General features: G+C 53.8%; 17 protein-coding genes and 2 tRNA genes. 8 read left to right on the forward strand and 11 right to left on the reverse strand.

Annotation, left to right across the window (positions count from 1 at the left end; translation table 11 throughout):
* Window positions 1-222: 222 nt before the first annotated feature.
* A complete protein-coding gene (locus tag AC6I8N_RS07415) occupies window positions 223-822 on the forward strand; it encodes a TfoX/Sxy family DNA transformation protein (protein WP_021182645.1) in 600 nt (199 codons plus the stop codon).
* Between the two features lie 7 nt (window positions 823-829).
* Here the strand turns inward: AC6I8N_RS07415 and yccS are convergent, their stop codons facing one another.
* The gene (yccS, locus tag AC6I8N_RS07420; RefSeq protein ID WP_208725150.1) at window positions 830-2,968 is read right to left on the reverse strand and encodes a YccS family putative transporter; all 2,139 of its coding nucleotides are present in this window, start codon (window positions 2,966-2,968) and stop codon (window positions 830-832) included.
* A gap of 9 nt (window positions 2,969-2,977) precedes the next feature.
* Complete coding sequence (locus AC6I8N_RS07425) at window positions 2,978-3,421, reverse strand: YccF domain-containing protein (RefSeq protein ID WP_497830383.1); 444 nt, start codon at window positions 3,419-3,421, stop codon at window positions 2,978-2,980.
* A gap of 123 nt (window positions 3,422-3,544) precedes the next feature.
* Here AC6I8N_RS07425 and helD point away from each other — a divergent pair, with 123 nt between their 5' ends.
* Window positions 3,545-5,599 (forward strand): DNA helicase IV, encoded by a 2,055-nt coding sequence (gene helD / locus AC6I8N_RS07430; protein WP_497830384.1) that lies wholly within the window; start codon window positions 3,545-3,547, stop codon window positions 5,597-5,599.
* A gap of 4 nt (window positions 5,600-5,603) precedes the next feature.
* Here helD and mgsA read toward each other — a convergent pair whose 3' ends face one another.
* On the reverse strand, window positions 5,604-6,065 hold the full coding sequence (mgsA, locus tag AC6I8N_RS07435; protein WP_021182649.1) for a methylglyoxal synthase: 462 nt from the start codon (window positions 6,063-6,065) through the stop codon (window positions 5,604-5,606).
* A 68-nt stretch (window positions 6,066-6,133) separates the two neighbouring features.
* Entirely contained in the window at window positions 6,134-6,772 is a 639-nt protein-coding gene (locus AC6I8N_RS07440) for a YccT family protein (RefSeq protein WP_497830385.1), read from the reverse strand.
* 176 nt (window positions 6,773-6,948) lie between these two features.
* Between AC6I8N_RS07440 and AC6I8N_RS07445 the strand changes: the two genes are divergently transcribed.
* A complete protein-coding gene (locus AC6I8N_RS07445) occupies window positions 6,949-7,371 on the forward strand; it encodes a CoA-binding protein (protein WP_208725153.1) in 423 nt (140 codons plus the stop codon).
* Between the two features lie 32 nt (window positions 7,372-7,403).
* Here the strand turns inward: AC6I8N_RS07445 and hspQ are convergent, their stop codons facing one another.
* Both hspQ and rlmI read right to left on the reverse strand, forming a co-directional pair.
* Window positions 7,404-7,721, reverse strand: coding sequence for a heat shock protein HspQ (hspQ, locus tag AC6I8N_RS07450; RefSeq protein ID WP_021182652.1), 318 nt, complete (start codon window positions 7,719-7,721; stop codon window positions 7,404-7,406).
* Window positions 7,722-7,780: 59 nt separating this feature from the next.
* Window positions 7,781-8,971: a 23S rRNA (cytosine(1962)-C(5))-methyltransferase RlmI gene (gene rlmI, locus AC6I8N_RS07455; protein WP_497830386.1), complete on the reverse strand. Its 1,191-nt coding sequence runs from the start codon at window positions 8,969-8,971 to the stop codon at window positions 7,781-7,783.
* Window positions 8,972-9,056: 85 nt separating this feature from the next.
* Here rlmI and yccX point away from each other — a divergent pair, with 85 nt between their 5' ends.
* The gene (gene yccX / locus AC6I8N_RS07460) at window positions 9,057-9,335 is read left to right on the forward strand and encodes an acylphosphatase (RefSeq protein ID WP_208725154.1); all 279 of its coding nucleotides are present in this window, start codon (window positions 9,057-9,059) and stop codon (window positions 9,333-9,335) included.
* On the opposite strand, the gene tusE is transcribed toward yccX, so the two are convergent.
* Entirely contained in the window at window positions 9,336-9,662 is a 327-nt protein-coding gene (gene tusE, locus AC6I8N_RS07465) for a sulfurtransferase TusE (RefSeq protein WP_497830387.1), read from the reverse strand.
* Window positions 9,663-9,762: 100 nt separating this feature from the next.
* Window positions 9,763-10,419, reverse strand: coding sequence for an FtsH protease modulator YccA (gene yccA, locus AC6I8N_RS07470; RefSeq protein ID WP_021182656.1), 657 nt, complete (start codon window positions 10,417-10,419; stop codon window positions 9,763-9,765).
* 224 nt (window positions 10,420-10,643) lie between these two features.
* Here yccA and AC6I8N_RS07475 point away from each other — a divergent pair.
* From AC6I8N_RS07475 to agp, 3 genes are all read left to right on the forward strand, one after another.
* Window positions 10,644-10,731 (forward strand) — tRNA-Ser (locus AC6I8N_RS07475).
* Window positions 10,732-10,766: 35 nt separating this feature from the next.
* A tRNA-Ser gene (locus tag AC6I8N_RS07480) sits at window positions 10,767-10,854 on the forward strand.
* A 256-nt stretch (window positions 10,855-11,110) separates the two neighbouring features.
* A complete protein-coding gene (gene agp, locus AC6I8N_RS07485) occupies window positions 11,111-12,712 on the forward strand; it encodes a bifunctional glucose-1-phosphatase/inositol phosphatase (RefSeq protein WP_497830388.1) in 1,602 nt (533 codons plus the stop codon).
* Between the two features lie 50 nt (window positions 12,713-12,762).
* Here agp and AC6I8N_RS07490 read toward each other — a convergent pair whose 3' ends face one another.
* The 3 genes from AC6I8N_RS07490 to wrbA are packed head-to-tail and all read right to left on the reverse strand — an operon-like array spanning window position 12,763 to window position 15,041.
* The gene (locus tag AC6I8N_RS07490) at window positions 12,763-14,136 is read right to left on the reverse strand and encodes an NAD-dependent succinate-semialdehyde dehydrogenase (RefSeq protein ID WP_497830389.1); all 1,374 of its coding nucleotides are present in this window, start codon (window positions 14,134-14,136) and stop codon (window positions 12,763-12,765) included.
* 54 nt (window positions 14,137-14,190) lie between these two features.
* A complete protein-coding gene (locus tag AC6I8N_RS07495) occupies window positions 14,191-14,421 on the reverse strand; it encodes a YccJ family protein (RefSeq protein ID WP_013508568.1) in 231 nt (76 codons plus the stop codon).
* 20 nt (window positions 14,422-14,441) lie between these two features.
* Window positions 14,442-15,041: an NAD(P)H:quinone oxidoreductase gene (gene wrbA / locus AC6I8N_RS07500; protein ID WP_208725157.1), complete on the reverse strand. Its 600-nt coding sequence runs from the start codon at window positions 15,039-15,041 to the stop codon at window positions 14,442-14,444.
* 314 nt (window positions 15,042-15,355) lie between these two features.
* Here wrbA and AC6I8N_RS07505 point away from each other — a divergent pair, with 314 nt between their 5' ends.
* Window positions 15,356-15,520, forward strand: coding sequence for a con-10 family general stress protein (locus tag AC6I8N_RS07505; protein ID WP_013508570.1), 165 nt, complete (start codon window positions 15,356-15,358; stop codon window positions 15,518-15,520).
* Window positions 15,521-15,559: the final 39 nt, after the last annotated feature.

Genomic DNA, 15,559 nt, shown 5'->3' on the forward strand with positions numbered 1-15,559 from the left:
ATTTAATCACTCAGTAATGAACTGTATGAATATACAGTAATGAGTTCCTGGATAAAGATCAACCTCAATTTCTGAAAACGTCTCGCAAAATCGGACAAATTTTCACCTCGAATGCATTTATTCATTGAACAGCTGGAACGTTTTCAATATCTTCTAACCTGATGAATACATGAAGTATTTATTAGGACAGTTCTGGTAAAAGGAATTCAGGAAGGTATCAGGATGAAAAAATCTCACCCAATCGTCGAACAATCGAAAGCACAATTAGCCGCGCTAGGCGAAATTGAATCCCGCACGCAGTTTGGTGGTTATACGCTCTCAGTGGAAAAGGTTGTCTTTGCGTTTATCAATGAAGATGCGCTTTATCTACGTGCCTGTGAAGCGGTGACGACCTATGCGACGCAATGCCCGATGGAGCCGCTGATATACAGTAAACGCGGTATACCGGTGACACTGAGTTATTACAAAGTCGACAAGCGTCTTTGGCAGGAACCGGAACAGTTAATGCGGCTATCCTCTGGGGCGCTACACGCTGCGCGTGAGGAGTTGCAAACCCGTTATGTCTCACTGCGGCTGAAGGATTTGCCCAATCTCAGCCTGCGTATGGAAATGATGCTACATAAGGTCGGCATCTGCTCGGTCAAACATCTGTGTGAAACAGGTGCCAAGAAAAGTTGGCTGAAACTTCGCACCATCAATAAGCATATCGGCCTGAAGACGCTGCTGGCTCTCGAGGGAGCGATTTCGGGCCATCACGAGGCGGCATTGCCTCGTGAGGTCCGGGAGGAGTTATGCGCGTGGTATCAAAAAACGCTCCGCTAACAGCGGTTCAATCTGCTGCGAGGGTGCGGCGTAGGCGCGCAATTTCAGGTAACAGCGCGATTAATAATCCCAACTGCTGCAAAACTAACGGAGCTTGCGTCTCCGGGCTGGATTTCATTTCCGCCAGTCGATGCAGCAGGGTCTGCTGCATCTGCGTTGCCTCAGCATCGCTGACGCGTTCAATTTGCAAAACATCATCAACAAAGCACACCGCATCATCCAGCAACGTTAATAGTCGGGTGTCATTTAACCTGACCCGATGAGCGCCCAGCGCGGATATATAGCTGAGAAAGGAGTGATTCAGACAAAGTAACCGAAAGGCGTTTTCACGTAATGATTGCTGATGACGGGCTTCATTGCTCATATTTGACACCACCGAGGCCAGTTCGGCATCGGCATTGTGCGCATCTCGCCGCGCAACACGATAAGCCAGACGATTATCCTTGCCCTGATGATATTGCTCCATAATGGCATCAAGGTATCGGCAGTTAGCATTGAGCGTACGCTCGGCTACCGCAGGCAACTGGCGGAAGCGCCAGTCTGGCCAGACGAAAGCGACAGCAAGCCAGGCTAAGCCGCACCCCAGCAACGTATCCACCACACGCGGCAGGGCGACTTCAAAGCCCTCTCCCAACAGATTGAAGCAGAGGAGCACCAGCAGGGTAATGAAGAGCGTTGCCTGAGCATATTGTATCTGGCGAAACGCGAAGAACAGCACACCACTGAGCACAATCAATACCAGCTGTCCTTCGATGGAAGGCACCAGCCAGAGCACCGGTAAACCGATGGCAATCCCTGCCAGCGTCCCGCCAATACGCAACGCCAGTCGCCGTCGGGTGGCATTATAATTCGGCTGACAGACAAACAGGCTGGTAAGCAAAATCCAATAGCCGCGATGTACACCGGTGATCTGGATAAATCCGTAGCCGATACACAACACCAACGACATTCTTACGGCATGGCGGAACAGGGCGGAGGTTGGCGTGAGATGCCGGCTAATGCGCAGCCGAATATCCGCCCAACCGCCTGGCCCATCATTGGAAAGATTATCGTCGCTGGATGGGGCAGGTTGTGCCAGTTTTTGTTCCGATTCGATCGATGTCAGTTGGGCATCTATGGCGCGCAAATTACGCAGCAGCCAGAATAACGCACGAATATGGGCGTCGTCCGGGGCATTTTGTTGCAAGCGTTCCAGTGCGGTTTCCAGCCGCTCAAAGGCGCGTTCGACATGGGTGTCATGATGCCAGGGCTGACGCAAAAAAATGGCCTCCGCTAACTGTCGGCATGCCTGTGCCTGCATATTCAGCAGTCGCTGGAAGCGAAAAAGCACCTCGTTATAGCGCCAGTCATCGCGCAGTTGATGATATTGCAGGTGGGAGGAACTGGCCCGCTCATGAATATCCTGCGCCACAAAATAGTAATGCAGGCTGCGGCGAGTGCTGCGTGAACCCCGGTCGCCGCGTAACCGGCTTTGGATAGTGCTTTTCGTCAGATTAAGTTGGGCGACTAACTGGCTATTAACCATTGCGGTGGCAATCAGGTTGGCATCATCCTGCTCACCGCCATCGGGATCGAACAAGTTGGCTTTGGCATCCAGATAACGCGCTAACTGAGAAAAGCTGGCCGCCAACTGCTCCTGAACCGGACGCACCGGAAACATCACATGCCCCACCAGGGTCAGCAGGTTGTACCACAAGGCCCCCACCAGTAGCAGCGTTGGTTGCATCCACCACTGTGGAAACAAACCTACGCCGAGCATGGTATACACCGCGATAAGCAATGCACCAAAGGCGATAGTGGCATAACGCTGCCCCAGGGCACCCAACAGAATAAATCCCCAGGTTGAGAGCGCCAGGCCGAGGACGAATGCCCAGGGGTGGGGAAACAGTAATTCGACGGATACCGATGCGATACAAAAGCAGATCAGCGTAATCAATAGATTGCGCAGGCGGCCTGCCAGGCGATCGTCAAGATCGGCCAATGCAGCGGCAACCACGCCGAGGGTGAGGGGGATCGTCCACTCAATTTGCTGTAACCACCACGGAACGGCGGCACAACCGGCAAGGGCGAAAAAAATGCGCAACAAATAGCGCAAGCTGCTGTTAAACAGATAACGGCGCCAGCCGGGTAAGGCTTCAGGCATCATGGCATAGTCTCAGTAACGGCGACGAGCGTTGGCTTCCCGTGCCGCCTGCGCTTCTTCAACTGAAACAACGCGTCGTCCCACGGGCCACAGGGCAATGGCGGCAATCTTGAAATTAGCAATGCCAACAGGAATCCCGATGATAGTCAGGCACTGCACGATACCCGCAGAGATGTGCATCAGGCACAGCCACCAGCCGAAAAACACCAGCCAGAAGAGGTTAAGAAAAGTGCCTCCGGCGTTCATCACCTGATTTTTACTGTCTGGTCGCAGTACATCGACATGAACCGCTTCATTGCCAAATGGCAGCAGCGAGAGTTTAGTGATCTCCCAGCAGGAACGCGTCAATGGCAATGTGAAGATGAGAACAATGCTGACCAGCGTAGCCAGTAACCAGCTCAGGGTGGTGAAAACGCCACCCAGCACAAAGTTGAGAATGTTGAGCAAGGTGCGCATAACACGATTTTCCTTTTGCAATCCGCAATATGTGTTGCCCAGTTTAGCCTGTTTTAAGGCTGGAGCGTCAAGGGTCTGACAGGTAAACTGCGCGATAATCCTCTTGCTGAACACGGTGCGGACATGGAACTGAAAGCAACATCAATGGGTAAACGTCTGGCTCAGCACCCTTATAATCGCGTACGTCTGCTGGAAGCCGGAGTGGAAGTCAGCGGCGATCGTCACGAATACCTGATCCCTTTCAATCAATTATTGGATATCGCCTGTAAGCGTGGGTTGGTGTGGGGCGAGCTGGAATTTTTGCTGCCAGACGAGAAAGTGGTGCGGTTGCACGGTACGGAATGGCAGGAAACGCAGCGCTTTTTTCATTACCTGCAACAAGCCTGGCAGCAATGGAGCCAGGAGATGAGCGAGGTTTGTGTCGGGGTGCTGACCGGGTTACAGCAGGAGATTTTCGCGTTTACCAGCCAGGACCGTTGGCTAAAGCGAAGCGAACTCCAGACGGTAAAAGAAAACATTGCCCGGCAGTTTTCTGCCTTACCGTTACCGCTATCACGGCTGGACAAGTTCGAGAATTGTCGCGAATTGTGGCAGTTCTGTCAGCAATGGCTGAATCAGGGTGAAACGGCGATTCGCCAGCGCAACCGTGAGTGGACAGCAAAAATCTTGCAGGAGTACCAGACCTTTTTCTCCACGGTTGAAACGACGCCGCTCAATCCTTCGCAGTGTGAGGCGGTGGTGAATGGTGAAGACGCGTTACTGGTGCTAGCCGGGGCGGGAAGTGGAAAAACGTCGGTGCTGGTGGCGCGTGCTGGCTGGTTGTTGCAGCGTAAACTGGCGCAGCCGGAGCAGATTCTGCTGCTGGCATTTGGGCGTCAGGCGGCAGACGAGATGAACGATCGCATCCAGTCGCGGCTGGGTGAAAGCGCGATTCAGGCGCGCACTTTTCACGCGCTGGCGCTGCACATTATTCGTGAAGGCAGCAATAAACAGCCTGTCATCAGCAAACTGGAAAGCGACAGCAAAGCCCGTCGTCAGTTGTTAATTGAGAGCTGGCGTGAACAATGCAGCAGCAAAAAGGCGCAGGCCAGTGGTTGGCGTCAGTGGTTGCAGGAAGAACTGGAGTGGGACGTTGCCGAAGGGCCATTTTGGCAGGATGATAAACTGGCACAGCGTTTGGCATCCCGTCTGGAGCGCTGGCTGGGGTTGATGCGTATGCATGGCGGTGCACAGGCCGCTATGATCGCCGATGTACCTGAGGAGCAACGCGATCAATTTAGCAAACGCGTTAAGTTGATGGCACCGATCCTGAAAGCCTGGAAAAGTGCGTTAAAAGACGAGGGCGCGGTCGATTTTTCCGGCCTGATTCATCAGGCAATCGCTATTCTGGATAAGGGACGCTTTATCAGTCCGTGGAAGCATATTCTGGTGGATGAGTTTCAGGATATCTCACCGCAGCGTGCCGCCTTGCTGACGGCACTGCGCCAACAAAATAAGCGAACCTCACTGTTTGCTGTCGGTGACGATTGGCAAGCCATCTATCGTTTTAGCGGTGCAGAGATGAGTCTGACTACCGCCTTCCATCACTATTTCGGCGAAGGTGATCGCTGTGTGTTGGATACCACCTACCGATTCAATGATCGCATCGGTGAGATCGCCAACCGATTCGTGCAACAAAATCCACATCAGCTGAACAAGCCACTGAATAGCCTGACTAAAGGCAATAAAAAATCGGTGATATTGCTGGCGCAGGAACAACTAGAAGCGTTACTCGATAAATTGAGTGGTTATGTGAAACCCGATGAGCGGGTGCTGCTGCTGGCACGCTACCATCACCTGCGGCCTGAGGTGCTGGATAAAGCCAAAACCCGTTGGCCGAAGCTGCATCTGGATTTCATGACCATCCATGCCAGCAAGGGGCAGCAGGCGGATTTTGTTATTGTGCTGGGCCTGCATGAAGGCCGTGATGGTTTCCCGGCTGCCGCTCGCGAGTCGATCATGGAACAGGGATTGTTACCGCAACCAGAAGCGTTCCCGGACGCGGAAGAACGCCGCCTGGCGTATGTGGCGCTGACGCGTGCACGTCAGCAAGTTTGGTTATTGTTCGATAAGGAACGGCCTTCCGTGTTTGTCGATCATTTCCGCGATTTAGGCGTACCGCAGAGCAGGAAGGCCTGAGGCATTACGACTTCAGGCGTTCAGCCAGGTAACGCGGATAATCAGGGATCTGAATCTCGACTTCGCTGGCAAACAGCGGTGACTGGATCAGGAAATCTGCGGTGGAGCGGTTGGTGGCAACCGGAATGTTCCATACCGTTGCCAGACGCAGCAGTGCTTTGACATCCGGGTCGTGCGGCACGGCATTGAGCGGATCCCAGAAGAAGAACAGCACATCAATTTTCCCTTCGGAAATCAATGCGCCTACCTGCTGGTCGCCGCCCATTGGGCCGCTCAGCATTGCGTTCACCTCAAGGCCGGTGTGGCGATTGATCAGATTACCAGTGGTGCCGGTGGCATATAATACATGCGACTGTAGTGCGCTTTGGTTCTTCTGGACCCAGTCCAACAGCGAGGCTTTGCAATGATCGTGGGCGACGAGGGCAATGTGTTTCTGAATATTGAGGGTACGAACGGTCTGCTCCATAGGGCTTCCTGACTCTTCTCGGGCTAGGTTAAGTGATGCTCGAGTTTACCCCTGGCGTTTCGTTCCTATCAACTTGCGCGTAAGGTTTTCATCCAACTAAGAAAACGCAGACGGGTGGCCGCATCGAAACGTTCAAACCATCGTTGTAGTGAGGGCAGATCGCTGGCTTCCTGCCAGGCGAAATCGGCGTTCAACTGGACATCTGGCGTACTGCTGGTTTGCACGGCAAAACGGGGGACGGATGCGGCCTGACCATTGCGATTATAATTCAACATGGCCTGCTCAAGATCGCCTCCCGACGGCATGGGCAGGTGGTCACGGATGCTGGCAATCTCTTTGCCCTGCTCATCAATTAGCTGAAAATTGAGAGATTTATCGAATGCATGGCGTTCGCGGCGGCTGTCCAGGGCAGGCAGGCGGATAGCCACGGTTTTGCCACTGGCGGTAAAGGTCACAATCATCGGGACAGATTGATAATGTGGGCCATTGTTTGAGGCAGAGGCCGGTGCTTTATCAACCCGAAACAGGAATTGATGTTGACCGCGATCCAGCTCCAGACCATCGGCTCCTTTCAGCAGAGAACCCGAAATTTTGCGCCCATCCAGCACCAGAAGATCGATCTCCGGATCAAGTTTCAAGGTTATGGCATGGCAGGATGCTGAGACGAGCAAGATAATCAGACTCGTCGCAGCCAAAAACAGCTTCATTTCAACTCCCGTAAGCTGGGCGCAAATCAGTGATGTGTAGCAAATTATTACATTATGGCAGTAAATTTACATTTTAACATATTTATTCGTGCTGCCGCGCAAAGTTTTCTGACACGGGGGTTGCGTGGTGTAACCTGATGCCATCTACACTCAGGCGAGTGAAAAAGGAGAGAGGCATGAACGATCAAACCATTCGTGATGTTTTGACGCGCACCAAACGTATTGCGCTGGTTGGCGCCAGCGATCGTCCCGATCGTCCCAGCTATGGCGTGATGAAGTTTTTGCTCGATCAGGGTTATGAGGTGGTGCCGGTGAGTCCGAAGCTGGCCGGGCAACAACTGTTGGGACAAACTGCCTACGCGACTCTCGCTGACATCCCGGGTCCGGTGGATATGGTGGATGTGTTTCGTAATGCCGAAGCGGCATGGGGGGTCGCGCAGGAAGCCATCGCCATCGGCGCGAAAACGTTGTGGCTACAACTGGGCGTGATCAATGAACAGGCGGCGGTACTGGCGCAGGATGCTGGGTTGACGGTGGTCATGGATCGATGCCCGAAGATTGAGATACCACGGCTCGGGCTATCGCAGCCGGTGCACTAAAACAAACGGCGACCGAGGGTCGCCGTTTTTGATCAATGACGCAGGCGTGGTGCCTGAAGCTGCTGTCGGATTGACGCAGCCAGCTCATCCATCGAGGGTTGTTCTGGATGTTCGAAAGATGTTTCACCGGACAGCTGAATTTCGGCAACGTAAGTGTGGACCTGTTCACCGTCCTCATCTTCCATCACCACATGATACCAGGGTGCAGCGCGTAACTTCTCGGCAGCCCCGACTTCTTCGAGCTTAGGTTCTTCCAGCGAATACTCCGGATCAACATCCACAATTACGCCAAGCACCCCGGAGAGACGATGCCGGACCTGCTGTCCAATTCCAAACTTACTGGCAATCATAGTGACCTCCCAAAATACTGCCCTGCGTCAGATATGGAGGCAGGGGCAGAATTTTCAAGTCACAGTACGCGGCAAGCGAAACCTTTCAGATAAAGCCCTTCAGGATAGCTGGCAATCACGGGATGATCGGCTGCCTGACGGAACTGTTCTACAAATTGTACATCACGCCCCGCATCGACAGCGGCATCGGCGATAATCTTCTGGAACAGATCGGTTGCCATCAGGCCGGAGCAGGAGAACGTCATCAGAATCCCGTTGGGATTCAACAGCTGCATCGCCAGCATATTGATATCTTTATAACCACGGCAGGCACCCGCCAGCTGATTCTTGTTCTCAACAAATTTCGGTGGATCCATCACGATAACATCAAACTTTTCACCGCTGTCACGGTAGCGACGCAGCAATTTGAACACGTCATCACGTAAGAATTGTGCACGGGATACATCCAGACCGTTAAGTTCCACATTCTGTTTGGCAACATCCAGCGCGTCCTGAGAGGTATCTACGCTGATTACCTCACGGCAACCGCCCATCAGTGCCGAGACGGCAAAGCCGCCGGTATAGGAGAAACAGTTCAGCACGCGGGCATTTTCGGCATAGCGGCGCGTAGCAAAGCGGCTGTCACGTTGGTCAAGGTAATAACCGGTTTTGTGGCCGCCCTGGATATCCACCAACAACTTCATGCCATGTTCAGTAATCGGCAGCAGTGGCGGTGGCAACTCGCCAGTGACCGGACCCTGTGTCAGCTCCAGACCTTCTTTTTTACGTACCGCCACATCGGAACGATCGTAAATCGCACACTGCGGGAAACATTGTTGCAGGGCGGAGATGAGCGCCGGGCGCTGATATTCAGCACCGGCAGACAGCAATTGAAGCACCAGGAAATTGCCGAAACGGTCAATGGTGACGCCAGGCATACCATCAGACTCACCTGCAATCAGGCGGTAGCTATCCAGCCCGTCACGTTGCGCCAGCCAGGCACGCCATTGCTGCGCTTGGGTGAGACGGCGAACAAAGAAGGCAATGTCGATTGACTCATCCTGTTGCCAGCTCCAGACGCGCGCCCGAATTTGTGATTGCGGAGAATAAGCGGCACGAGCCAGCCATTTGCCATTGCTGTCGCAGACATCAATGGTTTCCCCTGATTGGGCTTTGCCTTCCATACGGGCAACAGCACCAGAAAAAACCCAGGGATGACGGCGGAGCAGGGATTTTTCACGTCCCTTAGTGAGAATCAATCGAACAGTCATAGTTTGCTATGCTTACCTGAAAAAATGAGGCGTCATTTTCCGGTGGATGGCGGCAAAATGCAATGAACAGTGAGGGGAGAGGAAAATGGCCACAACCTGCTTCAAAATCTGGGTTCATGGTCTGGTACAGGGGGTTGGTTTTCGTTATAGCACCCAGGCACAGGCCAGAGAGTTGGATGTAAAAGGTTATGCACGTAACCTGAACGATGGCAGCGTAGAGGTACTGGCATGGGGGGAGGAACCCCAGGTGAACGCATTGATTACGTGGTTAAAGGCCGGTGGCCCGCGCAGCGCGCGCGTGGAAAAAGTGCTGGTGGAACCACATCAACCGACAGAAGCCCCCAGCCGCTTTACCACCGGGTGATTACAAACACTTCGCTGGTTTTGGTAATCCGGCAATTTTCGTTGCCTGTTTAGCCGGGCCTTCCGGGAACAAACGAAACAGATAACGGCTGTTGCCTTTCTCCTCGCCATATTTCTGCGCCATCGCTTTGACCAACATACGGATCGCTGGCGAGGTATTAAACTCCAGATAAAACGCCCGGACAAAATGGACCACTTCCCAGTGCGCCTCACTTAAGGTGATGGCTTCGGTAGCGGCAATGGCTTCCGCCAGGGGTTCGCTCCAGTCGGCGCTGTTTTTCAGATAGCCTTCCGTATCGGTGGCAATCTCTTTACCGGCAAAAATCACGGTGACTCCTCAGATTCAGTTTGCGCATATTGTAGGGCGGCGTAGCCAGAAAAAGCAAAACCCCGCCGAAGCGGGGTTTTCATTTACGGCCGGCCTGAGATTAGTCGCGGCTGGCAAAGCCCAGCAAACTGAGCAGGCTGACAAAGATGTTATACAGCGAGACATACAGGCTGACGGTGGCACGGATGTAGTTCGTTTCGCCGCCGTGGATGATGTTACTGGTCTCCCACAAGATGGCTCCGGCAGAGAACAGAATAAACAATGCACTGATGGCCAGGTGCAGAGCCGGTAATTGCAGGAAAATATTAGCCACAACCGCGACCAGCAGCACCACAAAGCCAGCCATCATCATGCCGCCGAGGAAAGACATATCGCGACGGGTAGTCAACACATAAGCTGAGCAGCAGAAGAACACCAGCGCAGTTCCTCCCAGCGCCATACCAATCACGTCGCCCATTCCTGCCGACAGGAACGAGTTAAGGATTGGGCCAAGGCAGTAGCCGAGGAAGCCGGTAAAGGCAAAAGCGGCCAGAATACCGGTTGGGCTGTTCGCCAGGCGATAGGTCAGAAACATCAAACCATAAAAGCCGACCAGCATCAGAATCAGCCCCGGAGAGGGCAGGGCAAAGACGGTGCTCAGCGTGGCGGTCAGCGCGGAAAACGCCAACGTCAGGCCAAGTAAGAAGTAAGTATTACGCAGCACTTTATGTGTGCTGATTAGCGACTGCCGCTGCGACGAGGCAATAATTCTATCCATCATGCGCTCCTTTAATTGAAAGAACACTAAATATGCCAAGAAGAATACGCAGCGCTACCGGGGCAGAAAAGGCGTTTTACCCTTCTTTACGCGATAAATTGCTGTTTCCCTGAGCGGAATGGCGATTATGACGCCGATTAAATAGTTTTTGGCTGTTTTTCAGGCGAATGAATCACTCCAGGCTTTACATCTTTCAGGGGGATGTTTATAGTGCGCGTCATTGCGGAGGGGTGGCCGAGCGGCTTAAGGCAGCGGTCTTGAAAACCGCCGATGGGAAACCATCCGAGAGTTCGAATCTCTCCTCCTCCGCCACTTAACTCACTCAGAGTTAGGTAACTGTTTTATCCGGAGGGATGGCCGAGTGGCTTAAGGCAGCGGTCTTGAAAACCGCCGATGGGAAACCATCCGAGAGTTCGAATCTCTCTTCCTCCGCCAAATTAAAGAAGCCCGCAGCGATGCGGGCTTTTTGCTTTTCTGCTTCAGAGATTCCGAAAAACATCCCGTTGCTTTTCAATCTGCTGCCTCAGTCCACCGGCAGCCCCCATGTCTGCTATAGTCCATTCACGGTTTTTGCAAACATCTGGCGATTTTCCCAGGCAAGCTGGGTTACACTGTGGGGCATTTCGCTCTGTGGCCGAGCTAATCGTTTGAATGCCAGAGTGTTTCACTGATGAATTATGGAATAGGCACAATGATCAAGAAACTGAGTCTTTGCGCGTTGTCAGTCATCGCTGCGTTACCGATGTGCATGGCAGCGCAGGCTGCAGAAGGGGACATGCAGCTCCAGCAGGTACTGATGCTGAGCCGTCACAATCTGCGCGCCCCGCTGGCGAACAATGGCAGCGTTCTGGAGCAATCAACCAAGAAAAGCTGGCCACAATGGGATGTACCTGGTGGGCAGCTCACCACTAAAGGTGGTGTGCTGGAAGTCTACATGGGTAATTACACCCGTCAGTGGCTGGCACAGCAGGGTCTGGTTGAAAACGGCACCTGCCCGGACAGCAACAATGTCTTTGTCTACGCTAACAGCCTGCAACGTACCGTGGCGACCGCCCAATTCTTTGTTAATGGTGCCTTCCCAGGATGTGATATCGCGGTGACGCATCAGGACGCGATGGGCACCATGGACCCGGTGTTTAACCCGGTCGTGACCGATGGTAGCGATGATTTCAACAAGAAAGCGCTGGCGGCGATGACCGCAGCCAACGAGAAGCTGGCGTTGAAACCGGCATACCAGCAGTTGGAAAAAATTGTCGATTACAAATCGGCACCGGCCTGCAACGGCAAGAAACAGTGTGATTTGAGCAGCGGGCAGAACACCTTTAGCGCCGATAACGGTAAAGAACCGAACGTCAGTGGTCCGCTGAAAGTGGGCAACTCGTTGGTTGATGCCTTCACGCTGCAATACTATGAAGGCTTCCCGCTGGACCAGGTGGCCTGGGGCCAAATCAAAACCCCTGAACAGTGGAAAGCGCTGGCAGCCATTAAAAACGGTTACCAGGATGCGTTATTCGCCTCACCTGAAGTGGCGCGTGAAGTGGCAGCTCCACTGGTGGATTACATCCGAAGCCAGTTGATCGATCAGGACAAAGCCAACGCGCCAAAAGTAACGCTGATGGTGGGGCATGATTCGAATATCGCTTCGCTACTCAGTGCGCTACAGGTCAAACCCTATGAACTGCCGGGCAATGATGAGAAAACACCGATTGGAGGCCAGGTGGTGTTTGAGCGCTGGCACGATGCGAAAAACAACAAAGATTTGCTGAAGGTCGAATACGTTTATCAGACCAGCGATCAGTTGCGCAATGCCGACGTACTGAGCCTGAAGAATCCACCGAAACGTGTCACGCTGCAACTGGCGGGTTGTGATGCTGATGCCAACGGTTATTGCAGCTGGGATCAGTTCGCCAGTGTGCTGAACAATGCTTTGCAGGGCACGCCGTTGCAGCCAGCCGCACCTGAGCCTGCTGCTCAGCCAGCGCAACCGGAACCGGCTACGACTAACGATGATGCGCAGGTACAAGCGGATCAGGCGGCGGCCGATCAGGCAGCAGCGGATAAAGCGGCAGCAGACAAAGCCGCTGCGCAGAAAGCGGCTGATGCGAAAGCAGCAGAAGACAAAGTGAAAGCTGACAAAGCGGCTGAAGCAAAGGCGAAAGCCGAGAAAGCCACTGCGCAGAAAGCGGCGGAAGAGAAAGCGAAAGCCGATGCAGCGGCGGCAGAAAAGGCGAAAGCTGATGTCCCGGCCAAAACGGACAAGAGCAACGCAGCTACAGCACCGGCCAGTAACTAACAATGCGATAAAACCAACACCCCGCTCCCGCAGCGGGGTTTTTTATGCCCTCAACTTGCCACCACCACCAGTTTCTGATTGGCAAACTCTTTCAGCCCGAGGTCGGACAGCTCACGTCCATAGCCTGAACGTTTTACCCCACCGAACGGCAATTCTGCGGCCGTGTCGCTTTGTGAATTGATAAATACCATGCCGGTTTCAATTTGCGACGCCATTTTACGTCCGCGTGCGATATCCCGTGTCCACACCGAGCCGCCCAGACCATAGTGCGAGTCGTTTGCCAGCGCGACGGCAGCACTGTCGCTCGCCACTACATAGACTTGGGCTACCGGGCCAAAAAATTCCTGATAATAGGCCGGGTTGTCAGGTGTCAGACCGGTGAGAATGGTTGGCTGAAAGTAACATCCCACGCCGTCAATCGGTCGTCCGCCGCACTCCACGCGCGCGCCATGCTGTACTGCATCCTCAACCTGCTTAATCAGCCGCTCGCGCGCATCACGCGATGATAGGGGACCAAGCGTGGTTTTCTCATCCAGCGGATCACCCGCGACTGCGGATTGCAATGCGGCGCTGAACTTCGCCATAAACTGCCCGGCCACCTTTTCATGCACGATAAAACGTTTCGCGGCAGTACACACCTGACCGCAGTTGCTCAGACGGGCCTGCGCGCCCTGGCGCACCGCCTCATCGAGGTCGGCATCATCCAGCACCACAAACACATCGTTACCGCCCAGTTCCAGCGTCGATTTCTTCAGATATTTTCCCGCCTGTTGCGCGACGGCACTGCCCGCGCGCTCTGAACCGGTGAGCGCAATCCCCTGTACCCGATGATCAGCGATCAACTCGGCAACCTGTTCATTGGATATGAACAAATTGGTCCATGCCCCCTGGGGAGCGCCCGCCTCCATTACCAGTTTTTCGAACGCATCCGCGCAGTGCGGCACGATGGGGGCGTGTTTAGCCAGCACCGGGTTACCGAGTGCCAGATTCGGTGCCAGTACGCGCATCAACTGGTAATAAGGGAAATTCCACGGTTCTACTGCCACGATCACGCCGATAGGATGGTATTCCAGCCACGCATCCCCCACGTCGCTGGGATAGGCTCGCGGCTGGAGCAGGGTGGCGGCGTGTTCTGCGTAATAGCGGGCGATTTGCGCACAAATTTTTACTTCACCCCGACTCTGACCAATCAGCTTACCCATCTCCTGGCTGGCAATGGTCGCCAGTTGCTCAACGTTGGCATCAATCAGCTGCGCCAGACGAGTTAGTACCTGTAATCGCGGTTGCATATCTCCTTTGCACCAGTCGGAATGGTAAAGACGATCGGCGGTTTCCAGTGCCTGCTGCATCCAGGCGTCGTCATGCGAGGGCCAGGTTTTCAGCAGTTGGTTATTGGCTGGATTGATACTTTGATAGGAAGACATACAACGCTCCTTGGTCAATTAAAATGACAAAGGCGGGACTGGCCCGCCTGAGATTCAAATGTTTTTACGCTCGACCGTCTTATCGTCCCACGTCAGAACGTCTTGATCGGTCTTATCAAAGGCGCGAAATAGCACTTCATCGCTGCCCTGCTGACGCCAGATTTCTTCTGCCAGACGCTCGTCATAGTTAGCGACCTCAAATATCGCTTCGGCGATTTCGGTCGAGGTGTGGCGCAAGGTGGCCCATTCGCCCACATGGTGAGCTTTAGACTGTTCTGTTGCCATAAAGGTCTCCTGTTGTGAATTTATCCTTTCAGTTTTACCGCCAGACCGGCGACATGTTCGCCCTGAAAACGGGCGATATCGAGCTCCTCCGCAGAAGGCTGGCGCGATCCGTCGCCCCCTGCAATGGTGGTGGCACCGTAAGGCGTGCCGCCGCGCACATGGGAGATATCGAAAAGTTCTTTGGTGCCATAGCCGATGGGGACAATCACCATGCCGTGGTGGGCGAGGGTGGTCCAGACTGAGGTGATGGTTTGCTCCTGACCGCCGCCGGTGCCGGTAGAGGCAAAGACGCTGGCGATCTTGCCGTACAGCGCCCCTGACGCCCACAATCCGCCGGTACGGTCGAGAAAGTTACGCATTTGCCCCGCCATATTCCCGAAGCGCGTGGGCGTGCCGAGAATAATGGCATCATATTGCGGTAAATCTTCGGGGGTTGCTTCAGGCGCGGCCTGATGTACTTTTCCGCCGACCTGCGCAAAGCGCTCGGCATCCATGGTTTCCGGTACGCGCAGGATGGTGACCTCTGCGCCGCTAACCCGACGCGCACCCTCCGCAACTGCCTGCGCCATAGTTTCAATATGTCCATACATGGAGTAATAAAGCACCAGAATTTTCGCCATCTTCTTCCTTCCTGTGGGTTTGAACACACGATCTGAAGTATAGAAGAGCCTGCGTGACCTGCTGCTCAGCAATTTGCGAGGGAAAACTACGGCTTCGCTTAATCCTCCGCTAAGCGTTTGTTGAATGGCGTAAAATGCCAACTTAGGTTAAAAAATGAGAGGAATATGTGTTTCAAAGTATAAATATTCACCATAAACGTAACGCTATTGGCTATTCTTTGTACGGGTGGTACGGAAAGCGTGCCACCTTGCTTTTCACCCCGTGCATGTGAAAAGTCCTGACCACTGATGAGAAAACTCTATCGGAGGAAATGATGGCACAACATCGTGGAGGATCAGGTAATTTCGCCGAAGATCGCGAAAGAGCCGCGGAAGCAGGCCGTAAAGGCGGTAAAAATAGCGGCGGGAATTTCAGAAATGACCCGCAGCGCGCTTCCGAAGCAGGTGAAAAAGGGGGACGCAGCCGCAATAAAAAATAACCCGGCTGCGACATAACGCCCTCCGCCGCCGGGTACGCC

The organism is Pantoea sp. X-Soil-TKNS-1279 (assembly GCF_059730565.1).

Excerpts from the sequence above, each read along its gene's own strand:
- AC6I8N_RS07495 (WP_013508568.1), bottom strand. The coding sequence starts at position 14,421 with ATGGCAACAGAACAGTCTAAAGCTCACCATGTGGGCGAATGGGCCACC.
- yccA (WP_021182656.1), bottom strand. The coding sequence starts at position 10,419 with ATGGATAGAATTATTGCCTCGTCGCAGCGGCAGTCGCTAATCAGCACA.
- hspQ (WP_021182652.1), bottom strand. The coding sequence starts at position 7,721 with ATGATTGCCAGTAAGTTTGGAATTGGACAGCAGGTCCGGCATCGTCTC.
- helD (WP_497830384.1), top strand. The coding sequence starts at position 3,545 with ATGGAACTGAAAGCAACATCAATGGGTAAACGTCTGGCTCAGCACCCT.
- AC6I8N_RS07440 (WP_497830385.1), bottom strand. The coding sequence starts at position 6,772 with ATGAAGCTGTTTTTGGCTGCGACGAGTCTGATTATCTTGCTCGTCTCA.
- AC6I8N_RS07415 (WP_021182645.1), top strand. The coding sequence starts at position 223 with ATGAAAAAATCTCACCCAATCGTCGAACAATCGAAAGCACAATTAGCC.
- AC6I8N_RS07425 (WP_497830383.1), bottom strand. The coding sequence starts at position 3,421 with ATGCGCACCTTGCTCAACATTCTCAACTTTGTGCTGGGTGGCGTTTTC.
- wrbA (WP_208725157.1), bottom strand. The coding sequence starts at position 15,041 with ATGGCGAAAATTCTGGTGCTTTATTACTCCATGTATGGACATATTGAA.
- AC6I8N_RS07505 (WP_013508570.1), top strand. The coding sequence starts at position 15,356 with ATGGCACAACATCGTGGAGGATCAGGTAATTTCGCCGAAGATCGCGAA.
- AC6I8N_RS07445 (WP_208725153.1), top strand. The coding sequence starts at position 6,949 with ATGAACGATCAAACCATTCGTGATGTTTTGACGCGCACCAAACGTATT.
- rlmI (WP_497830386.1), bottom strand. The coding sequence starts at position 8,971 with ATGACTGTTCGATTGATTCTCACTAAGGGACGTGAAAAATCCCTGCTC.
- yccX (WP_208725154.1), top strand. The coding sequence starts at position 9,057 with ATGGCCACAACCTGCTTCAAAATCTGGGTTCATGGTCTGGTACAGGGG.
- yccS (WP_208725150.1), bottom strand. The coding sequence starts at position 2,968 with ATGATGCCTGAAGCCTTACCCGGCTGGCGCCGTTATCTGTTTAACAGC.
- mgsA (WP_021182649.1), bottom strand. The coding sequence starts at position 6,065 with ATGGAGCAGACCGTTCGTACCCTCAATATTCAGAAACACATTGCCCTC.
- AC6I8N_RS07490 (WP_497830389.1), bottom strand. The coding sequence starts at position 14,136 with ATGTCTTCCTATCAAAGTATCAATCCAGCCAATAACCAACTGCTGAAA.
- agp (WP_497830388.1), top strand. The coding sequence starts at position 11,111 with ATGATCAAGAAACTGAGTCTTTGCGCGTTGTCAGTCATCGCTGCGTTA.